At 69.2% G+C, this 15,616-nt stretch carries 14 protein-coding genes and 1 pseudogene; 6 read left to right on the top strand and 9 right to left on the bottom strand.

Translation table 11 applies throughout. From position 1 onward, the window contains the following. The first annotated feature begins 571 nt into the window (after positions 1 to 571). Positions 572 to 1,897 (top strand): peptide MFS transporter, encoded by a 1,326-nt coding sequence (locus IE267_RS08385; RefSeq protein ID WP_189762660.1) that lies wholly within the window; start codon positions 572 to 574, stop codon positions 1,895 to 1,897. Positions 1,898 to 2,020: 123 nt separating this feature from the next. On the opposite strand, the gene IE267_RS39490 is transcribed toward IE267_RS08385, so the two are convergent. The 3 genes and pseudogenes from IE267_RS39490 to dhaK all read right to left on the bottom strand — a co-directional run bounded on the left by IE267_RS39490 (position 2,021) and on the right by dhaK (position 4,264). Continuing rightward, on the bottom strand, positions 2,021 to 2,521 hold the full coding sequence (locus IE267_RS39490; protein ID WP_229860975.1) for a PTS-dependent dihydroxyacetone kinase phosphotransferase subunit DhaM: 501 nt from the start codon (positions 2,519 to 2,521) through the stop codon (positions 2,021 to 2,023). Then, a pseudogene (gene dhaL / locus IE267_RS39495) lies at positions 2,513 to 3,154 on the bottom strand (dihydroxyacetone kinase subunit DhaL); the annotation flags it as partial. The gene IE267_RS39490 and the pseudogene dhaL, both read right to left, overlap by 9 nt. Positions 3,155 to 3,268: 114 nt before the next feature. After that, complete coding sequence (gene dhaK / locus IE267_RS08395) at positions 3,269 to 4,264, bottom strand: dihydroxyacetone kinase subunit DhaK (RefSeq protein ID WP_189762662.1); 996 nt, start codon at positions 4,262 to 4,264, stop codon at positions 3,269 to 3,271. A 432-nt stretch (positions 4,265 to 4,696) separates the two neighbouring features. Between dhaK and IE267_RS08400 the strand changes: the two genes are divergently transcribed. After that, entirely contained in the window at positions 4,697 to 5,815 is a 1,119-nt protein-coding gene (locus tag IE267_RS08400) for a glycerol dehydrogenase (RefSeq protein WP_189762663.1), read from the top strand. A gap of 76 nt (positions 5,816 to 5,891) precedes the next feature. Further along, a complete protein-coding gene (locus tag IE267_RS08405) occupies positions 5,892 to 6,269 on the top strand; it encodes an MmcQ/YjbR family DNA-binding protein (protein WP_229860860.1) in 378 nt (125 codons plus the stop codon). A gap of 177 nt (positions 6,270 to 6,446) precedes the next feature. Here the strand turns inward: IE267_RS08405 and IE267_RS08410 are convergent, their stop codons facing one another. The 3 genes from IE267_RS08410 to IE267_RS08420 form a co-directional block, all read right to left on the bottom strand. After that, complete coding sequence (locus tag IE267_RS08410; protein WP_167161181.1) at positions 6,447 to 6,860, bottom strand: excalibur calcium-binding domain-containing protein; 414 nt, start codon at positions 6,858 to 6,860, stop codon at positions 6,447 to 6,449. Between the two features lie 4 nt (positions 6,861 to 6,864). Continuing rightward, complete coding sequence (locus IE267_RS08415) at positions 6,865 to 8,448, bottom strand: prepilin-type N-terminal cleavage/methylation domain-containing protein (RefSeq protein ID WP_189762664.1); 1,584 nt, start codon at positions 8,446 to 8,448, stop codon at positions 6,865 to 6,867. 68 nt (positions 8,449 to 8,516) lie between these two features. Further along, complete coding sequence (locus tag IE267_RS08420) at positions 8,517 to 9,161, bottom strand: hypothetical protein (protein WP_189762665.1); 645 nt, start codon at positions 9,159 to 9,161, stop codon at positions 8,517 to 8,519. A 288-nt stretch (positions 9,162 to 9,449) separates the two neighbouring features. Here IE267_RS08420 and IE267_RS08425 point away from each other — a divergent pair, with 288 nt between their 5' ends. Together IE267_RS08425 and IE267_RS08430 are read left to right on the top strand one after the other, a co-directional pair. Further along, entirely contained in the window at positions 9,450 to 10,679 is a 1,230-nt protein-coding gene (locus IE267_RS08425) for a type 2 periplasmic-binding domain-containing protein (protein ID WP_229860861.1), read from the top strand. 177 nt (positions 10,680 to 10,856) lie between these two features. Continuing rightward, positions 10,857 to 11,030 carry a hypothetical protein gene (locus tag IE267_RS08430; protein ID WP_189762666.1) on the top strand — a complete coding sequence of 58 codons (174 nt, stop codon included), beginning with the start codon at positions 10,857 to 10,859 and terminating at the stop codon, positions 11,028 to 11,030. A 283-nt stretch (positions 11,031 to 11,313) separates the two neighbouring features. On the opposite strand, the gene IE267_RS08435 is transcribed toward IE267_RS08430, so the two are convergent. The 3 genes from IE267_RS08435 to IE267_RS08445 all read right to left on the bottom strand — a co-directional run bounded on the left by IE267_RS08435 (position 11,314) and on the right by IE267_RS08445 (position 13,493). Continuing rightward, on the bottom strand, positions 11,314 to 11,871 hold the full coding sequence (locus IE267_RS08435) for a PadR family transcriptional regulator (protein ID WP_229860864.1): 558 nt from the start codon (positions 11,869 to 11,871) through the stop codon (positions 11,314 to 11,316). A gap of 175 nt (positions 11,872 to 12,046) precedes the next feature. After that, positions 12,047 to 12,865, bottom strand: a complete 819-nt coding sequence (locus tag IE267_RS08440; protein ID WP_189762667.1) for a prepilin peptidase — start codon at positions 12,863 to 12,865, stop codon at positions 12,047 to 12,049. A 283-nt stretch (positions 12,866 to 13,148) separates the two neighbouring features. Beyond that, complete coding sequence (locus tag IE267_RS08445) at positions 13,149 to 13,493, bottom strand: competence type IV pilus major pilin ComGC (RefSeq protein WP_229860866.1); 345 nt, start codon at positions 13,491 to 13,493, stop codon at positions 13,149 to 13,151. 436 nt (positions 13,494 to 13,929) lie between these two features. On the opposite strand from IE267_RS08445, the gene IE267_RS08450 reads away from it, so the two are divergent. Further along, positions 13,930 to 15,612 (top strand): GspE/PulE family protein, encoded by a 1,683-nt coding sequence (locus IE267_RS08450; protein WP_229860868.1) that lies wholly within the window; start codon positions 13,930 to 13,932, stop codon positions 15,610 to 15,612. The last annotated feature ends 4 nt before the right edge of the window (positions 15,613 to 15,616 follow it).

Genomic DNA, 15,616 nt, shown 5'->3' on the forward strand with positions numbered 1-15,616 from the left:
GCCGAACGCCGTTCATGGAAGCAGGACATGGTCGTCAACGTAGTGGGCCTGGTGGTCATTGCGGCGGCAGCAGGGGTGGGTGCGGTCACGCTGTGCCAGGGGCCCCGGGCCATCTCCCCACGCCGGACACTCGCGCTCGGCACCAGGACAGCGGGGGTGCCTGCGTACGGGCGTGGTCCGGGCATCTGCCCAAAGGCGCCGCACCCCAAGCTGCGGGTGGACGGTGGTCGCGGTGGGCGACGGCCACGTCCAGGTCGGGAGGGGGATTTCGTCCGGGCCGTGCGCCCCCGCGGACCGGTGACCTACGGCCCGTGTCATCGCGCCGACAGCCCCTGGGGAGAGCCGGGCGAGCCCACCTAACGTGGAACATATTTCTGTTCCGTACCGGATGGGCACTGCTGTCGCCCTGTTCCGGGCCACCACGAGGAGCACTCGTCCATGTCCCCCACGGCCACCCCTTCCCGCACCGGATCGGAGGTGATCGCAGAGAATCGCGCCCCGGTCAGGGGTCTGCTGCCGTTGTGTTTGAGTGAGGCGGCGGAGCGGTTCTCCTTAGCGGTCCTTCTACGGCATGAGGGCCGTGCTCGCCCTCTTCCTCGTCGACACCGCCAACGGGCTCGGCATGAGCGCGGGCATGGCGACGGCTCTCGTCGGCGCCTACCTGTCCGCGTGCTACTTCACCGCGCTGCCGGGCGGCTGGCTCGCCGACCGCGTGCTCGGCGCCCGACGGGCCGCCCTCATCGGCGGCGTCGTCATCCTGCTCGGCCACGTCTCCCTCGCGATCGACCTCGGCACGTGGACCGTCTACACCGGCCTGGTCCTGATCGCGCTCGGCACCGGTCTGCAGAAGCCCAACATGACCGCCCTGGTCGGCAAGCTCTTCGGCAGCCGCAGCGACCAGGAGCGTGACGCGGCGTACAGCAAGTTCTACGCCAGCATCAACATCGGCGGCCTCCTTGCGACGCTCCTCGTCGGCTGGCTCGGCGTGCACTTCGGCTGGCCGGTGGCCTTCGGCGCGGCCGCCATCGGCATGGCCGCGAGCCTCGTCGTGTTCCTCACCTCGGGCGGCCTGCGCGAAGCGGACGACCGGCCGGGCAATCCGCTCTCGCCCGCCGAACGCGTACGGGTCCTCAAGTACACCGCCGTCACGGTGGCCGCCATCGCCGTGGCAGTCGTCGCTTCCGCGTTGACCGGCGGCTTGACCCTGGCGCACTGCCTGACCGCGTTCTCGGTGCTCGCCGTCCTCGCGCCCGTCTGGTACTTCACCCGGCTCCTGCGCAACCGGGACATCGACGACCGGGGCCGGGCCGGCATCCGGGCGTACGTGTGGCTCTTCGCGTCGGCGGTGGTCTTCTGGGCGATCTTCGATCTGGCCGCGTCCAACGTCCAGCTCTTCGCCAACGACCACGTCGACATGCTCGGCATGCCGTCCACCTGGCAGGCGGCCCTCAACCCGATCATGATCGTGCTGTTCGCCGGCGTGCTCGCCGCGGTGTGGAAGCGGGTCAGCGTTTCGGCGCCGGCCAAGTTCTCCATTGGTCTGGTGCTGTGCGGCGCCTCGTTCCTGCTGCTCGCGGTCGCCGCCACGCAGACCACGGGAACGCTCCGCATCTCGATCCTGTGGCTGGTCGGCCTGTACTTCCTGCAGACGCTGGGCGAGCTGTTCCTCAGCCCCACCGGCCTGTCCATCAGCCACAAGCTGGCCCCTGCGGGCATGGGCTCCCAGCTCGCCGGCCTGTTCTTCCTGTCGGCCTCGACCGGCGACGCGATCGGCAGCCAGGTCGCGAGCCATCTGACCGGCACGACGCTCTACCTGGCGCTCGGCTCGCTCGCCGTGCTCGCCGGTTGCGCGATGGCCGTGGCGACACCGCGCGTCCGGGCACTCATCCAGGAGTAACGACCACGGCCACGACGGCCTGTGCGGGGTGCTGTCCGGCCAACTGCCGCTATGCACACCGCACTTGAGTGCGGGGCCCGGCCGGACCGACGCATGGGTCGACGCCGCGGATGCGGAGCGAGGTCAGCCCTTGCGGTAGGTGCGGGCGTCCTCGCCCGCGGCGAGGACCATGTCCAGATCGGCTCCGGCGGATGCGGTGACGACGACGCCGACCGCGCCTTCGACGAACGGCGCGTCCACGATCCGGGTATCGGCGGGCATGGTGCGCCCATCGGTCTCGCCGAGCAGCGCCCGGACGGTGAGGACGGCGCTGCCCATGTCGCACAGCACCGCGACGCCCCGCCCCTGGTCCACCTCCAGGGCGGCGGCGTGAATGAGTTCGGCGCTGGTGCCGATCCGGCCGTCGTCGGTACCGCCGGCCGCGCGGACCGGCGCGAGGTCGCCGGAGCCGACCATGGCCGCGGCCAGCGCGGCGGTGGACTCGGCGACCTCGCTGCTGTGCGATACGAGGACGACGCCGACGCGCCCGCCTGCCCGCACGGCCGGAGCGCCGGCGGACCTCGTGTCCTCGCCCTGCTCCGGCGTGACGACCGGTTCCGGCTGCCCTTGGGGGTCGGCCGCCATGGTGAGTGCCTCGAAGAGCAGGACGACGGAGTTCGCACCCGCGTCCTGGTGGCCGATGGAACGCTCACCGAGGTAACTGGCCCTGCCCTTGGACGCCTGCATGGGCCCGGTGGCATCCGCTCCGTCCAGGGCCGCGGCACGGGCAGCTTCGAGGGCGTCCCACACCGTTGTCCCCGCGGCGAGTTCACGGTCCAGCGCATCCAGCGCCGGCAGCAGTGCGTCGAGCAGCGTCGCATCGCCCGGGACGGCTCCGCCGAGCTTGCCGACGGCCTGGGCTCCGGCCCGCAGCGCGGCGGCGAACTGCTCGGCGGAGACGGCAGGTTCGGCGCCGAGACGCTTGCCGGTACGGCGCAGGGCCATACCGAAGAGGGGGCCGGAAGCGCCGCCGACGGAGTTGGTCAGAGTGCTGCCTGCCTGTGTCAGGAGGTCGCCTGGGCAAGCCTGCGGGGTCTGCTCGACCACGGCAGTCACCGCTTGGAAGCCACGCACCATGTTGGCGCCGTGGTCACCGTCGCCGATCGCCGCGTCCAGCGCGGTGAGCCGGGCGCTGTCACGCTCGAAAAGCCGGTGCGCCGCGGCCAGCCAGCGGCTGAAGTAGGCGGTGTCCAGGACGAGTTCGCAGTCGGGGTTCACAGTCACGCGCTTGTTCTTCCTGACGGGAGGGAGGAATGGAGGGAGGGAGGGAGGGAGGAATGGAGGGAGGGCGAAGCGGGTCGTGTGGTGCACGCGGTGCGGCGGAGGCCTGGGTCAGGCGCCCCAGCGCAGCGAGGGCGTGTGCACCGGGGCGTCCCACATACGCAGCATCTGCTCGTCGGCACGACACAGCGTCAGGGTGCAGCCCGCCATGTCGAGGCTGGTGACGTAGTTGCCGACCAAACAGCGGGCGATGGCGATGCCGCGCTCGGCGAGGATGCGCTCGACCTCGGCCCGAACGACGTAGAGCTCGATCGGCGGAGTCGCGCCCAGCCCGTTGACCAGGAGGATCACCGGATCACCGTCGGCCTGCGGAAGGTCCTCCAGGATGGCGTCGAGCATGACTTCGGCCGTCTCCGCCGCAGTGGTCAGCTCCGCCCGGCGCCGGCCGGGCTCGCCGTGGATGCCGACGCCGATCTCCATCTCCCGCTCACCGAGGCGGAAGTTGGGAGCGCCGTTGGCGGGGGTGGTGCACGAGGACAGGGCGACCCCGAAGCTACGGCTGCGTTCGTTGGTCCGGCGGGCGAGCGCCGTCACCTCGGCGAGCGTGCCGCCGCTGTCGGCCAGCGCGCCGGCGAGCTTTTCCACGAACAGGGTGGCACCGGTACCGCGGCGGCCCGCTCCTTCACCGCGGGCGACCGCCACGTCGTCGTCGACCACCACCGTCTCCACCTGGATGCCGTCATCGACGGCATCCTCGGCGGCCATGCCGAAGTTGAGGACGTCCCCGGTGTAGTTCTTGACGATGTGCAGCACCCCTGCCCCTGTGTCGACGGCGGCGGTGGCCCGGCCGATGCGGTCCGGGACCGGCGAGGTGAAGACCGGGCCCGCGACGGCGGCGTCCAGCATTCCCGGACCGACGAAGCCCGCGTGCAAGGGCTCGTGTCCGCTGCCGCCGCCGGAGAGAAGCCCGACCTTGCCCGCCACCGTCCCGGCGGCCCGGGTGACGATGCCGGACTCCACGTCGACGGCCAGCTCCCGATGGGCGGCAGCCATACCGCGCAGGGCGTCGGCGACCACGCTCTCCGGGGTGTTGATGAGCTTCTTCAAGGCAGACCTCTTCCTCGTGCGACTCTGCGCGCCCAAAACGTCACAAGCGGAGCCTGAAATGACTACAGAAACCAGAAGCAAGAACGAGTCAATTACTATCTCGCGGCGAATTTACAGAATTCTGGGACTTGTAGGCCCTGGGTCCGATTCAAACCCCAACCATGGAATCCCGCATGGGTCATTGGTCCCGGGTGAGGCAGGAGAAAGGCCCGATCAACCGCCACCCCTGGCGTGTCGACCACCATAAAAGTGCCACCGACCAGTTCGCGGAACGGGCTCTCCATTTCATTCGCTTCAGAACTCGGTGACAGCTGTGGCACACTCCAATCAGCGGCTTCGGAAATCCGCCCGAAGGCCGCGCTGCGGTCTCCCCTTTATTTCTCCGACGCAGCAGAAATAGACCGGCATCCGGTCGTTCCAGGAGGTCCCTCCATGAATTCTGTCGGCATCCGAATGCTGATCAGCCCGCCCAAGTACGTCCAGGGCGCCGGCGCCGTAAGGCAGTTGGGCGAGCATCTCTCGCGGCTCGGCGAGAACGCCGTGGTCCTCGCGGACAAGAGCGTGTGGGGCTTCGTCGACGAGGCCGTGACCCGGTCATCGGCCGCGGCCGGCGTGAAGCTCACCAAGGTGGTCTTCGGCGGCCTGTGCACACAACGGGAGATCCACAGGATCACTGCACTCACCCGGGAGGCGGGTGCGGATGTGGTCGTGGGCGTCGGCGGCGGCACCGCCGTCGACACCGCCAAGGCCGTCGGTCACGCCTGCGGCGACATCTCCGTCGTCAGCACCCCGACCGTCGCCTCCACCGACGCCCCCACCAGCGCGCTCTCCGTCATCTACACCGAGGAGGGTGCGTTCGAGCGCTACTCCTTCTTCACCCGCAACCCCGACCTCGTCCTGGTCGACACCGCGCTGGTGGCAGCGGCCCCGAGCAGGTTCATCGTCTCCGGCATGGGAGACGCCCTCGCCACCTGGTACGAGGCACGGGTCTGCGTCGCGTCGAGCCGAACCGCGATGGCCGGGGGCCTCGCCACCGAGGCGTCGCTGGCACTGGCCCGGCTGTGCTGGGAGACCCTCATGGAGTACGGCCCCCAGGCCAGGCTCGCCGCCGAGCAGCACGTCGTCACCCCGGCGCTCGAGAAGATCACCGAGGCCAACACCCTGCTCTCCGGCCTCGGGTTCGAGAGCTGCGGCCTGGCCGCGGCGCACGGAATCCACAACGGCCTGACCGTGTCTCCGCGTGTGCACGGCAAGATGCACGGCGAGAAGGTCAACATAGGCACCCTGGCCCAGCTGGTCCTGGAGGGATCCTCCACCGACGAGCTGGACACCTTCCTCCGCTTCGGCTACGAGGTCGGCCTGCCCACCACCCTCGCCGAGATAGGCCTCATCGACCCGGACCGCGCGGAACTCCTCGCCATCGGCCGAGCCTCGACCGCCGAGGGCGAGACCACCCACAACATGCCGTTCTCAGTGACCCCCGACACGGTCGCGGACGCGCTGGTCGCCGCCGACGCCCACGCCCGCGCCTTCGCCAAGAAGCAGGCCTGACCACACGCAGGCACCATGGTCGAGAGCTTATCGCCCTCCGTGCTTTGGGCACCGACGGTTCATTACGGTGGTGCTCATGATGCCTAGACCCACCGCCCAGGACGTTCGGCGCATTGCCCTCTCCCTTCCCGAGACCGTGGAGAAGGAGGCCTGGAGCATGCCCACCTTCCGGGTGTCCGGGAAGATGTTCATCACCGTTCCCGATGAGCAGACCTCGTTCGCCGTGCGCTGCCCCCGCCATGAGCGGGCCGAACTGATCGCGGCCGAACCGGAAAAGTTCTGGGTGCCCGCCCACGAGGCAGGGTCGAACTGGGTACGCGTACGCCTTGCCGCACTGGAAGGACTGGACGAGCTGCGCGACGTCCTTGAGGACTCCTGGCGCCAAGCCGCCCCCGAGCCACTGCTCGAAGCCCACCCGGAACTCGGCCCCGGCCAGGATGCCGCTTCCACTTGAGGGCCCGGGCACAGGGCACCGGCTACGGTCGAGACACGGGTCTCCGCATCTCCCTTCCGCAGGCGGAAGGGAGATGCGCTATGACCAGCTGTGCTGCGCCCGGCAAGCTGTCCAACCGGCCCACCGTGCGCCCTGGATGGACACCATTGCCGGGAGGCACGACCGCTTCCGCCGTTCCTACGTCGGCGGCGGCTTGGCCGGCGCGACGACCGGCGCGCCGTCCTTGTCGGTCATGAAGTCGCGGTGAACCGGCTTCTTGTCCGTCGGCTTCGGCAGGCTCGGGCACGCGATCCCGTCGCCGTCCCGGTCCAGTTCGTTCGGGTCGAGTGCGTCCGCCCGCAGCACCGCTTGCGCGTCTGCCTGGGCCTTGAAGGCGTCACAGTTGGCAACGTGCCCCTTGTGCACATAAGGAGCGACATCGAACGCGCGCACCGGAGGTCCGTTGTCGCCGCACCCGGTCAGCGTGGTCGCGGCGATCACCGTGATGGCCGCGAGCGAGGCACGACGCCCCGGTCGTAGCCGGCGATCCGGACCCTGCGAACCCTCCGGCTCCTGCGGCCCCTTGTGGATGTTGCGTGGCTGGTCCGGCATCGCCCTAGACCGATCCCGTCCGGAACACCGCGACGGTTCCGTTCGCCGGATCGACCGCGTACACCTTCCCCGTCGTGTTGTTCGTGGCCAGCGCACCGAACTGCCGAGGCGTGCCGATCGGAGCTTGCGGCAGCAGCGTGCCGCCGTCGGCCACCCCCAGGCCGCCCGGAGCGCCGAGTACGTTCTGTTGCGCGACGAAGACCCTGTTGAAGTCCCTCAGCACGGTCAGCTTGTGGCCCTGGTTCCCGGGGGCCGTCGACACCCCGCAGACCGCCGCTTGCCCCGTGACGGTCGTTCCGACTATTCGGTCGATGCGGCCCCCGGCGCCGCCGCAGCTCGCTCCACCGTCCAAGTAGACGTAGACCGACCCCGCCGTGACGTTGTAGACCGCCGAGTTGGGTCCATAGGGCGTTCCCACCAGGTCGTTCACCGCGGTTGAACTGCCGTCGCCGGGGTTGATGGCGATCGTTGTCGCGACGGCCTTCCACGGGCCCGTGGGATTCGCCGGGTTCACGACGCATCTCTTGGCGAGGAGGTAGACGAGGTTGCGGCCCGGATCGACGGCCGTGCTGCCACGAGCGGAGTTCGCCACGAGAACGTCCCCGGCGTTGGTGCCGCAGGACGACTTCGTCGGGAACTGCGCTACGACGGCGGCGCCGTGGGTCTGCGACGAGATGGCGAATAGGCCGATGCCGGCGGCGAGGCTCGTACCGGTGCCGATCCCCGCCTTTGCCAGGTACACCGCGTGGTGCACGGAGTCGAAGGAGAAGTCCATGCCGTTGCTCGCGCCCACGACTCCCGGAGCGGGCAGTGGGATCGGCGTCGCCGACGAGCTGCCGGCCACGATGTAGGCGACCGTCGAGGTGCTCGCCGTACCGCCGCCGATGTAGACGTCGCCGTTCTCGGGAGAGACGGCCAGGCCGGTGACTGTCGTCGTGAAGCCGCTGACGCGGGTGACCTGATTGGCGTTGGCCGTGTCGATGATCGCGACGCCGCCCGTACCCCCGACGTAGACCTTCCCCGTGCCGGGGCCGCCGACCGCGATGCGGGTGGGGCTCGAAACAGCGCTGGAAACGTCGATCGGAGTGCCGATCGGGGTGTCGGTCCTGCCGTCGATCACGGTCACGTTGTTGCTACCGCTGGCCACGACGTACAGGCGATTGGCCTTCTCGTCGACCGCGAGGTCGGCCGGATTCGTGCCCGCCTGGATCGCGTCCGCTCCGCTCTCCGTCGGCGTGGACGTGTCGTGCAGCGCGAACGACGACTTTTCGCCTCGACCGCACTTGTTCTCCTCGCCGACCACCACCGTGTTGTAGACCGGATCGCCGGCCAACAGCCCGTCGACCTTCAGGTCATCGGCTGTCCCGTAGTGGCCGTGCCGTGCGCAGTAGGACTCCTCCGCTGTGCGCAGCGTGGCCGCGTCCGCCGCGATCGCACTCTTGTGGCCCTTGTCGCCGATGCCCCTGACGGAGAACATCACGATGGCGGCAAGGACGCCGAGGATCACAATGACCACGAGCAACTCGATGAGCGTGAAGCCGTCCTGGCGTCTGGCGCGCAGTGAGAACGGCTGATGGTCCGATGGCATGGCAGTCGGGGCTTCCTTCAATCGATGGTCCGCATACAGCCCGAGCGCACGCGCGAGCCCTTGTCGCGTCACGGTGCTGCCCGCCGCACGGGCTTGACGTCCTTGGCTCCCGCCAGGTCCGGGCACGCGATGCCCTTCCCGTCGTCGTCAAGGTGATTCGGGTCGGTCGGCTCGAAACGCAGGACGGCCTGCGCGTCCGCCTGGCTGGCGAAGTCCGGGCAGTCGTAAGCGTCATTGCCGTAGCGCAGGAAGTAGCGGGGGTCGAAGGACCGCTTCGACTGCGGGCAGAGCGCACTGCGCGTGTCGCCAGGGCCGCACTTGAAGTGCTGCGCGATGCCGGCAACCGGTTTGGTGTCGCGCGGTCCCGGTAGTCCACGGCATGCGACGCCGCCTCCGTCGTCGAGGTGGTTCGGATCGCCGGGGTTGGCCCGCAGCACCGCCTGGGCGTCCGCCTGACTGGCGAAACTGATGCACTCGAAGGCGTTGCCGTGGACGGCGTATTCCTTCGCCTCGAACACCTTGCTGTGGGGGCAGAGTGCGGTGCGCTGGGTGCCCGGTGTGCACCATGCGGGGTCGGACCTCTCGGCCGAGGCGGCCACATCCGACCCTCCGCGCGCAAGCGTCACGACGACCAGCGCCACCGCGATCACGGCGACGACCAGCCCACCCCACCTGATCGCGCGCGAGGGCGACGGTCTGCTCAACTCTGCCATTGCACGCCTCTGCCCATCATGCCGCCAGCCCTCCCATACGTCCTGCTGCGGGCCGGCGGCGCTCGCCGCCGGCCCGCAGCAGGCTGGATACACGTGCATTACATCCACAGCAAGGTCGGTTGTCAATCATTGACTACTAGGCCTCCAAGTGAGCACCATCTAGGGCTTGCAAGGCACCGCCATGTCGGGAAACCCCGCAGATGCCCAGGAGTTCTGGGACATGCGCCCTCCCACCAGCGGCGTGCCCGTGCGGCAGCCGCCGCCAAGCGAATCAACGAGGAGTAGCAGATGCAATCAAGGCCCAGACACACCCGGAGCGCTCCGAACTCCGGCTTCACCGCGCTGCGCCGGGTACGGAAGGCGCTCGCGGTGGGTGCCCTCGCGACGGCACTGATCGCCGCCGCGGCCCCGTCAGGGTTCGCCACCACGGGTTCGCAGGTCGGCATCGCGAACAACATGTATCCCGCGGTGAAGGACATGAAGGGCACGATCGAGTCGCTCGGGTCGTTCACGACGTTCTCGGCGAACACCGCATCGCAGGTCGGCGGGTTCTGGAACAAGCCCGCGATCGACACGTCGACGATGCGCGGGATCACGTCGGGAAGCCTGCGTCAGCAGCTGAAGAGCGCCGGCCCTTACACCACCTGTGATCCGTCTTCGTCGAACAACTGCGTCAACGGGCCTTTGCACATTGACGCTTTCCTGTCGGCGGACGAAACCAACGTGGACGCGGTCATCCCGACCGCGGACGGTGGGACGTGTACGGCGAGCGGCAGCGTCGAGTGCAACGGTGCCCTCTCCAGCAAGCACGCTGTGGCCATCGGGCACCTGGCGATCTACAGCTGCAGCGGCAGTTGGGCGGGCTCGACGCACGGCGACGACCCGTCCAACGCCGGTAGTCCCCCGTTGGCGTTCGGCGCGGACGCCAACGGCAGCGGCAACGGCAAGGCGCAGTCCCCGCGTTGTGACGCATCGCCGGTCTCGGGCGGTGCGCCCACGACGATCCCGGGGGTGGTCAGCTGGCTCGCGACGAGTGGGCACCGGATCGCGGTCGCCGACCCGGCTTCCGCGCCGTTCGGCGCGGCGTCCAAGCAGGCGTTGATCCAGAACGGGTTCTCGTGGGTCGCCAGCGGCGCGGGGCAGAACGTGTTCACCGGAAGCGCGTGCGACAGCGCGGGTACGGCATGCAAGGTGCGCCTGGAATCCGGGATCAGTCAGGTGCGCGGTGCGGTGACGGCGAACGCCGGCGGGAACACCCAGCTGGGTCTGGTTGCGAAGTCGAACATCATGCACGTGAACTGGACGTCGAGCTCGCTGAACGGCACCACGGGCAATGATCCCAACACGTGGGTCGACGTCGATCCGAGCGCGTACTCCGCCTACGGCGACATCGAGCAGTACGGCGTCGCCCTGAACGGCGGCAACGCCGGCGCGGAGGCCGCGTGGGACAACCTGTTCAACACCAAGTGGGACAACGACACCACCATCCAGTCGACTCTCGCCGCCTACGGCTACTAGGCGCTCCGGAGCACTGGACAACGGACCGTCGGCCAGGCACGCACACCGCCCGCCGACGGTCCCGGCCCGCCGGCCCCCACCGGCGGGTCCCCCCATCGGTCGGCGGCCGGTCCGCCGAAGACTGCCGAAGTGCGTTACCTACCGTTGTTCACCAGGCCCTGAGGAGGGGCCTCACGAATGAGCAGATCACCCCGTCGGAACCCCACGCCGGGCGGCCACCGGGCCGCGGTCACGCGCGGCCGGTCACGCCGAGTCCCGACGCTCCTCTTCGCGGTGGCGACCGTCGTGATGACCGGCAGCCCGGCCTCCGCGGCCGCCGCCGACACGACCGGCGTCGTCGAGGTGCCGTAGCCTGCGAGCCGCTTTGGGCGGCCGGCTACGAGACGCCGACGTGCGTTGCGGGGCTCGGTGGTCGCGCTGACGCGATCGCCGAGCCTCTCTCGTCGGCCCGCGCGGATCGTTGATGCACCGTCCGAGGCCACTGGGATGCGTCGGCGCGTACATGACGGCTCTGGGGCGTTGCCGCGGATGCCAACTCCCTTGCCCGCTCGGGTGGTTGGCGGCTCGGTCGATTCCTGGCATGCGGTGTGCCAGTGACGTGGATGCCCAGGAAGGGGCGCCCACGAGCGGGGCGTCAGCCGGTCTTCACGGCCGGTTGCGGCGAGTCGACATCGACGGCGTCGAGAAGCCGGCGAGCGGCGCTGACGAGATCCAGCCGCCAGGCGTAGATCGCGCGGGCCAGGTGGTCGCCCGTGTGCTCCTTGGTACGCAGCGACTCCTCGATCTCGTCGAGGACGAGCCGTTGCCGCTCGACCAGGCGGGCCGGGCTGATGTCGCGACGCTGGAGCAGCAGGAGTTTGCTGGTGAAATCGGCGCGGATGTCGCGCAGGTGGGCCACGGGTTCGCTGAGCCAGCGGCTGACGGCCGTCTTCGCCGAGCGGGTGGTGGCATAGATCATGCGCTGCGGTCCGCGATCGCTTTCCTCGGCGCCGACCGGCGTAATCAGTCCGCGCTCCACCAGCCGCGTGATCGACCGGTAGACCATGGGGCGCGAGATGTACCAGAACTCACCGATCTCCGTCCCCTCCGCGGTGAGGGACGCGATGGCGAAGCCGTGGCTCGGTCGTTCGGCCACGAGTGCGAGCACAATCCACTCGGCCAGCGGCAGATCAGGTCGGTCGGGTTTCGCCATGGTAACCAGAATACCAACTGGTACGGCGGGCGATTGTGCGATGGAACAGCCTTCGGCGCGCACTGGCTCGCGACCCTGTAGAGACACCTGGAAGTGGCGTCTCGGGTCCCGCGTCGGCCGAAAGCGATCTTCCGCCTGTCGGCCCGCAGCCGGTCTCCGGACCGCGTGACCATGTTCAGCGGCGGACCGCTGAGAGCGGCGCACCCATCGCGGACAGGTCGTTGAGGCTCGCGTACCAGTGGACGACCGGAGCACCGACGAGGATGGCGGCGATGGCGCCGGCGGCGAGGAACACACCGAACGGGAGACGGGTTTGGCGGGTCGCCCGCCCCGCCACCATGAGCGCGATGCCCACCAGCAACCCGGCGAAGCTGCCGGCCAGCAGCGCGAAGACGAGGTACGACGGTCCGAGCCAGCCAAGGCCGGTGCCGAGCAGGCCGGCCAGGCGCACGTCGCCGAATCCGAGCCAGGCCGGGCGTACCCAGTGCAGGGTGAAGAAGACGGCGAATGCACCTACTCCGCATGCCGCGGTCACGCCGAGCCGATGCCATTGGCCGGTGGCCGCGGCGGCGGCGAGCAGACAGGCGGCGGTGAGCCCGAGGGTCGGGTAGATCAGCCGCCGAGGGAGCAGGAACCGTTCGGCGTCACAGGCTGCCAGGGCCAACAGCCCCGCGGTGAAGACCAGTTCGGCCGGCAGCGTCTCCGACCGGCCGAAGCGCAGCGCCTCGGCCAGGAACAGAACCGCGGTGAGCGCTTCGACGAGCGGGTAGCGCACGGGGATGGGAGCGCGGCAGGCGCGACAGCGTCCGCCCAGCAGGAGCCAGGACGCTATGGGGATGTTGTCCCGGGCCGCGATCTGTACGGCGCATCTCGGGCAGGCGGAGCGGGGCCGCACCACCGAGCGGCCTTCCGGCACCCGGGAGACGGCGACGTTGAGGAACGACCCCACCGCGAGTCCCAACAGAGCGATGATGAAGCCAAATGCGGATGACATGGGCGTAGTGGTTCCGTACCGCTCGTATAGGTCGCTACAAGTACGAAGCGACAGTTCCGGACCAGTCCTGGGGGCCTCAGCGGCGCTCGCCACGGGCGATCTCGGCGTCCGCAAGGCGGTTCAGGCACACGGCGATTCCGGTGATGCCGCGGGCCGCCGATCGCGGTTCGCCAGGTGACGCTTCCGGTGCCACCTGGCCAACTCGACCGTCTGGCACCCGCGGCCGACGACGTCCGGTGAGGACTCCCCCGTATCCCCCTGGCGGGAGCGGGGGTTCGACCCATCAGGAGCAGGGGTTCGACTGACCGCCCGGGAGTACGGCCGGGGTGATGTCGTAGGTGGCACCGTTAGGCTTGGCGTCGTACCAAGAGGAAGCGGCAGACAGGAACCCTTGTTTCACCAGGTCGTCCATGGTGCCGTAGGCGCCGCGGTTGTCGCTGGCGAAGTACGCCTCTTCCGCAGTCTGGATCGTGGATTTGTCGGTCTTGCACGCCGACGTCTGGCCCTTGTCGTTGATGCCGCGGACGGAGAAGACGACGATGGCGGACAGGACGCCGAGGATCACGATGACCACGAGAAGCTCGATGAGCGTGAATCCGGCTTCCGCCGTCTCGTTCGGTACACGCATTCGCCGGCGCAACTTGCCTGGCAGGTATCTGAACATCTTTCTCCATCTACAGCGACCGGTTCAAGTGAAATCGATCGATAGTAAGTGCTTGATTAATCAGCCGTAGACTACGCAGCGCGCGATGGGCCCACAAGGGGCAGCCGCACGGAGATGGCAGGCCTGAACGCACCGTGCCGTGAGGTAGTATCCCGCTGACTAATCAGCGACTGACAGTACTTCGGATGCACTCGCGGCGAACCATCGGCCGTGTTCTGGATGCGCGAAAGGGGTGGGTTCCTTGGCGAACCGCCGACTTCTCCGGCGCCGTGCGGCGACGACGGACCCTTCCGGCGAGGACGCCACCCTGCTCCACGGGACGCGGGGCGCGGCACCGTCTCCGGTCCCGGCAGACGAACCGGTCCGGGACGCGACATCCGGCGCGGCGCAGCCGTCGCCCGTGGGGCAGAAGCAGCCGCGTATTGGGGAGTTGCTGGTGCAGCGCGGGCTGCTCACCCCGGCGCAGGTGGACGAGGTGCTCCTGCAGCAGCCGGCGTCGGGCAAGCGGCTCGGCGCCCTGCTGGTCGAACTCGGCATGGTCGAGGAGCGGTCACTGATCGAGGCGCTGTCGGTTCAACTCGGCGTCCCCGTCGCCGATCTGCGCCAGAGCGAACCCGATCCCGAGGCGGCCGCCCGGGTGCCGGAGTCGCTGGCCCGCAAGCTGGGCGTCGTCGCGGTGCGGCGGGTTGAAGGAACGCTGCTGATCGCCGCGGGCGACCCGGGCGACCCGCGCGTGCTGGAGGAAGTCGGCCGGGCCGTCGCGCCGGATCGGGTGCAGTTGGCGATCGCGGTCCCCGCGGACATCCGGCGCTCGATCGACAGCGCCTACCGGGCGTTGGCCGGTGTCAGCAGCCTGGTCGAGGCCTTCGAGGCGACCGAGACCGGCCGTAACGCCGACTCCGGGACCAGGGTGGTGAGCGAGGACGCGCCGGTCGTGCACCTGGTCAACCTCATGCTGACCCAGGGCCTGCGCGACCGGGCCTCGGACATCCACATCGAACCGCACGCCGACCGGGTCCGGGTCCGGTACCGCATCGACGGCGCGCTGCACGACGTGCTGAGCCTGCCGGAGAACATGGGCCCGTCCGTGGTCAGCCGGATCAAGATCATGGCCAACATGAACATCGTCGACCGACGGCGCCCGCAGGACGGGCAGATCTCCACCGAGATCGACGGCAGGGCCGTCGACATCCGGGTCGCCACCAGCCCCACCATCTGGGGCGAGAAGGCGGTCCTGCGGCTGCTCGACAGCAACCGCACACTGTTCCGCCTCGCCGAGCTCGGCATGCCCGCCGCGACCTACGAACGGTTCTCCTCCCTGCTGCGCTCCCCGTACGGCATGGTCGCCTGCGGCGGACCGACGGGCAGCGGCAAGACGACCACCCTGTACGCCACGCTCGGCGAGCTGAACCAGAGCGAGCGCAACATCACCACCATCGAAGACCCGGTGGAGTACGTGTTCCCTTCGGTCAACCAGATCCAGATCAACGACCAGGCGGGCATCACCTTCGCGACCGGGTTGCGCTCGATCCTGCGGCAGGACCCCGACGTGATCCTGGTCGGCGAGATCCGGGACGCCGAGACGGCCCGGATCGCGGTCGAGTCCGCTCTCACCGGCCACTTCGTGCTGTCGTCCATCCACGCCGCCGACGCCTGTTCCGCGCTGCACCGGTTCACTGACATGGGCATCGAGCCGTTCCTGATCACCTCGACGGTCGCCGGTGTGGTCAGCCAGCGACTGGTACGGCGGATCTGCGACCAGTGCCGCGAGCCCTACCGGCCGGGCGTGGACGAACTGGCCTTCTTCGCCAAGGCCGGCGGGTCCACCGACACCGGGTTCTGGCAGGGCCGGGGCTGCAACTTCTGCTCCCGAACGGGCTATCAGGAGCGGATCGGGGTCTTCGAACTGCTCGTGATGAGCGACGCCGTCAAGGGGTTGCTCGTCGAGAAGGCGCCGATCGGCAGCCTGCGCAAGGCCGCCCGCGAGCAGCAGATGGACAGCCTCCTGGACGGAGGCGTCCGGCTGGTGGAAGAGGGGATCACGACCATCGCCGAGATCATGTCCAGCGTCTACGTGGTCTAGTTCC

Origin of the sequence: Streptomyces xanthochromogenes, from assembly GCF_014650455.1 — a bacterium.
Classification (GTDB): Bacteria; Actinomycetota; Actinomycetes; order Streptomycetales; family Streptomycetaceae; genus Streptomyces; species Streptomyces xanthochromogenes.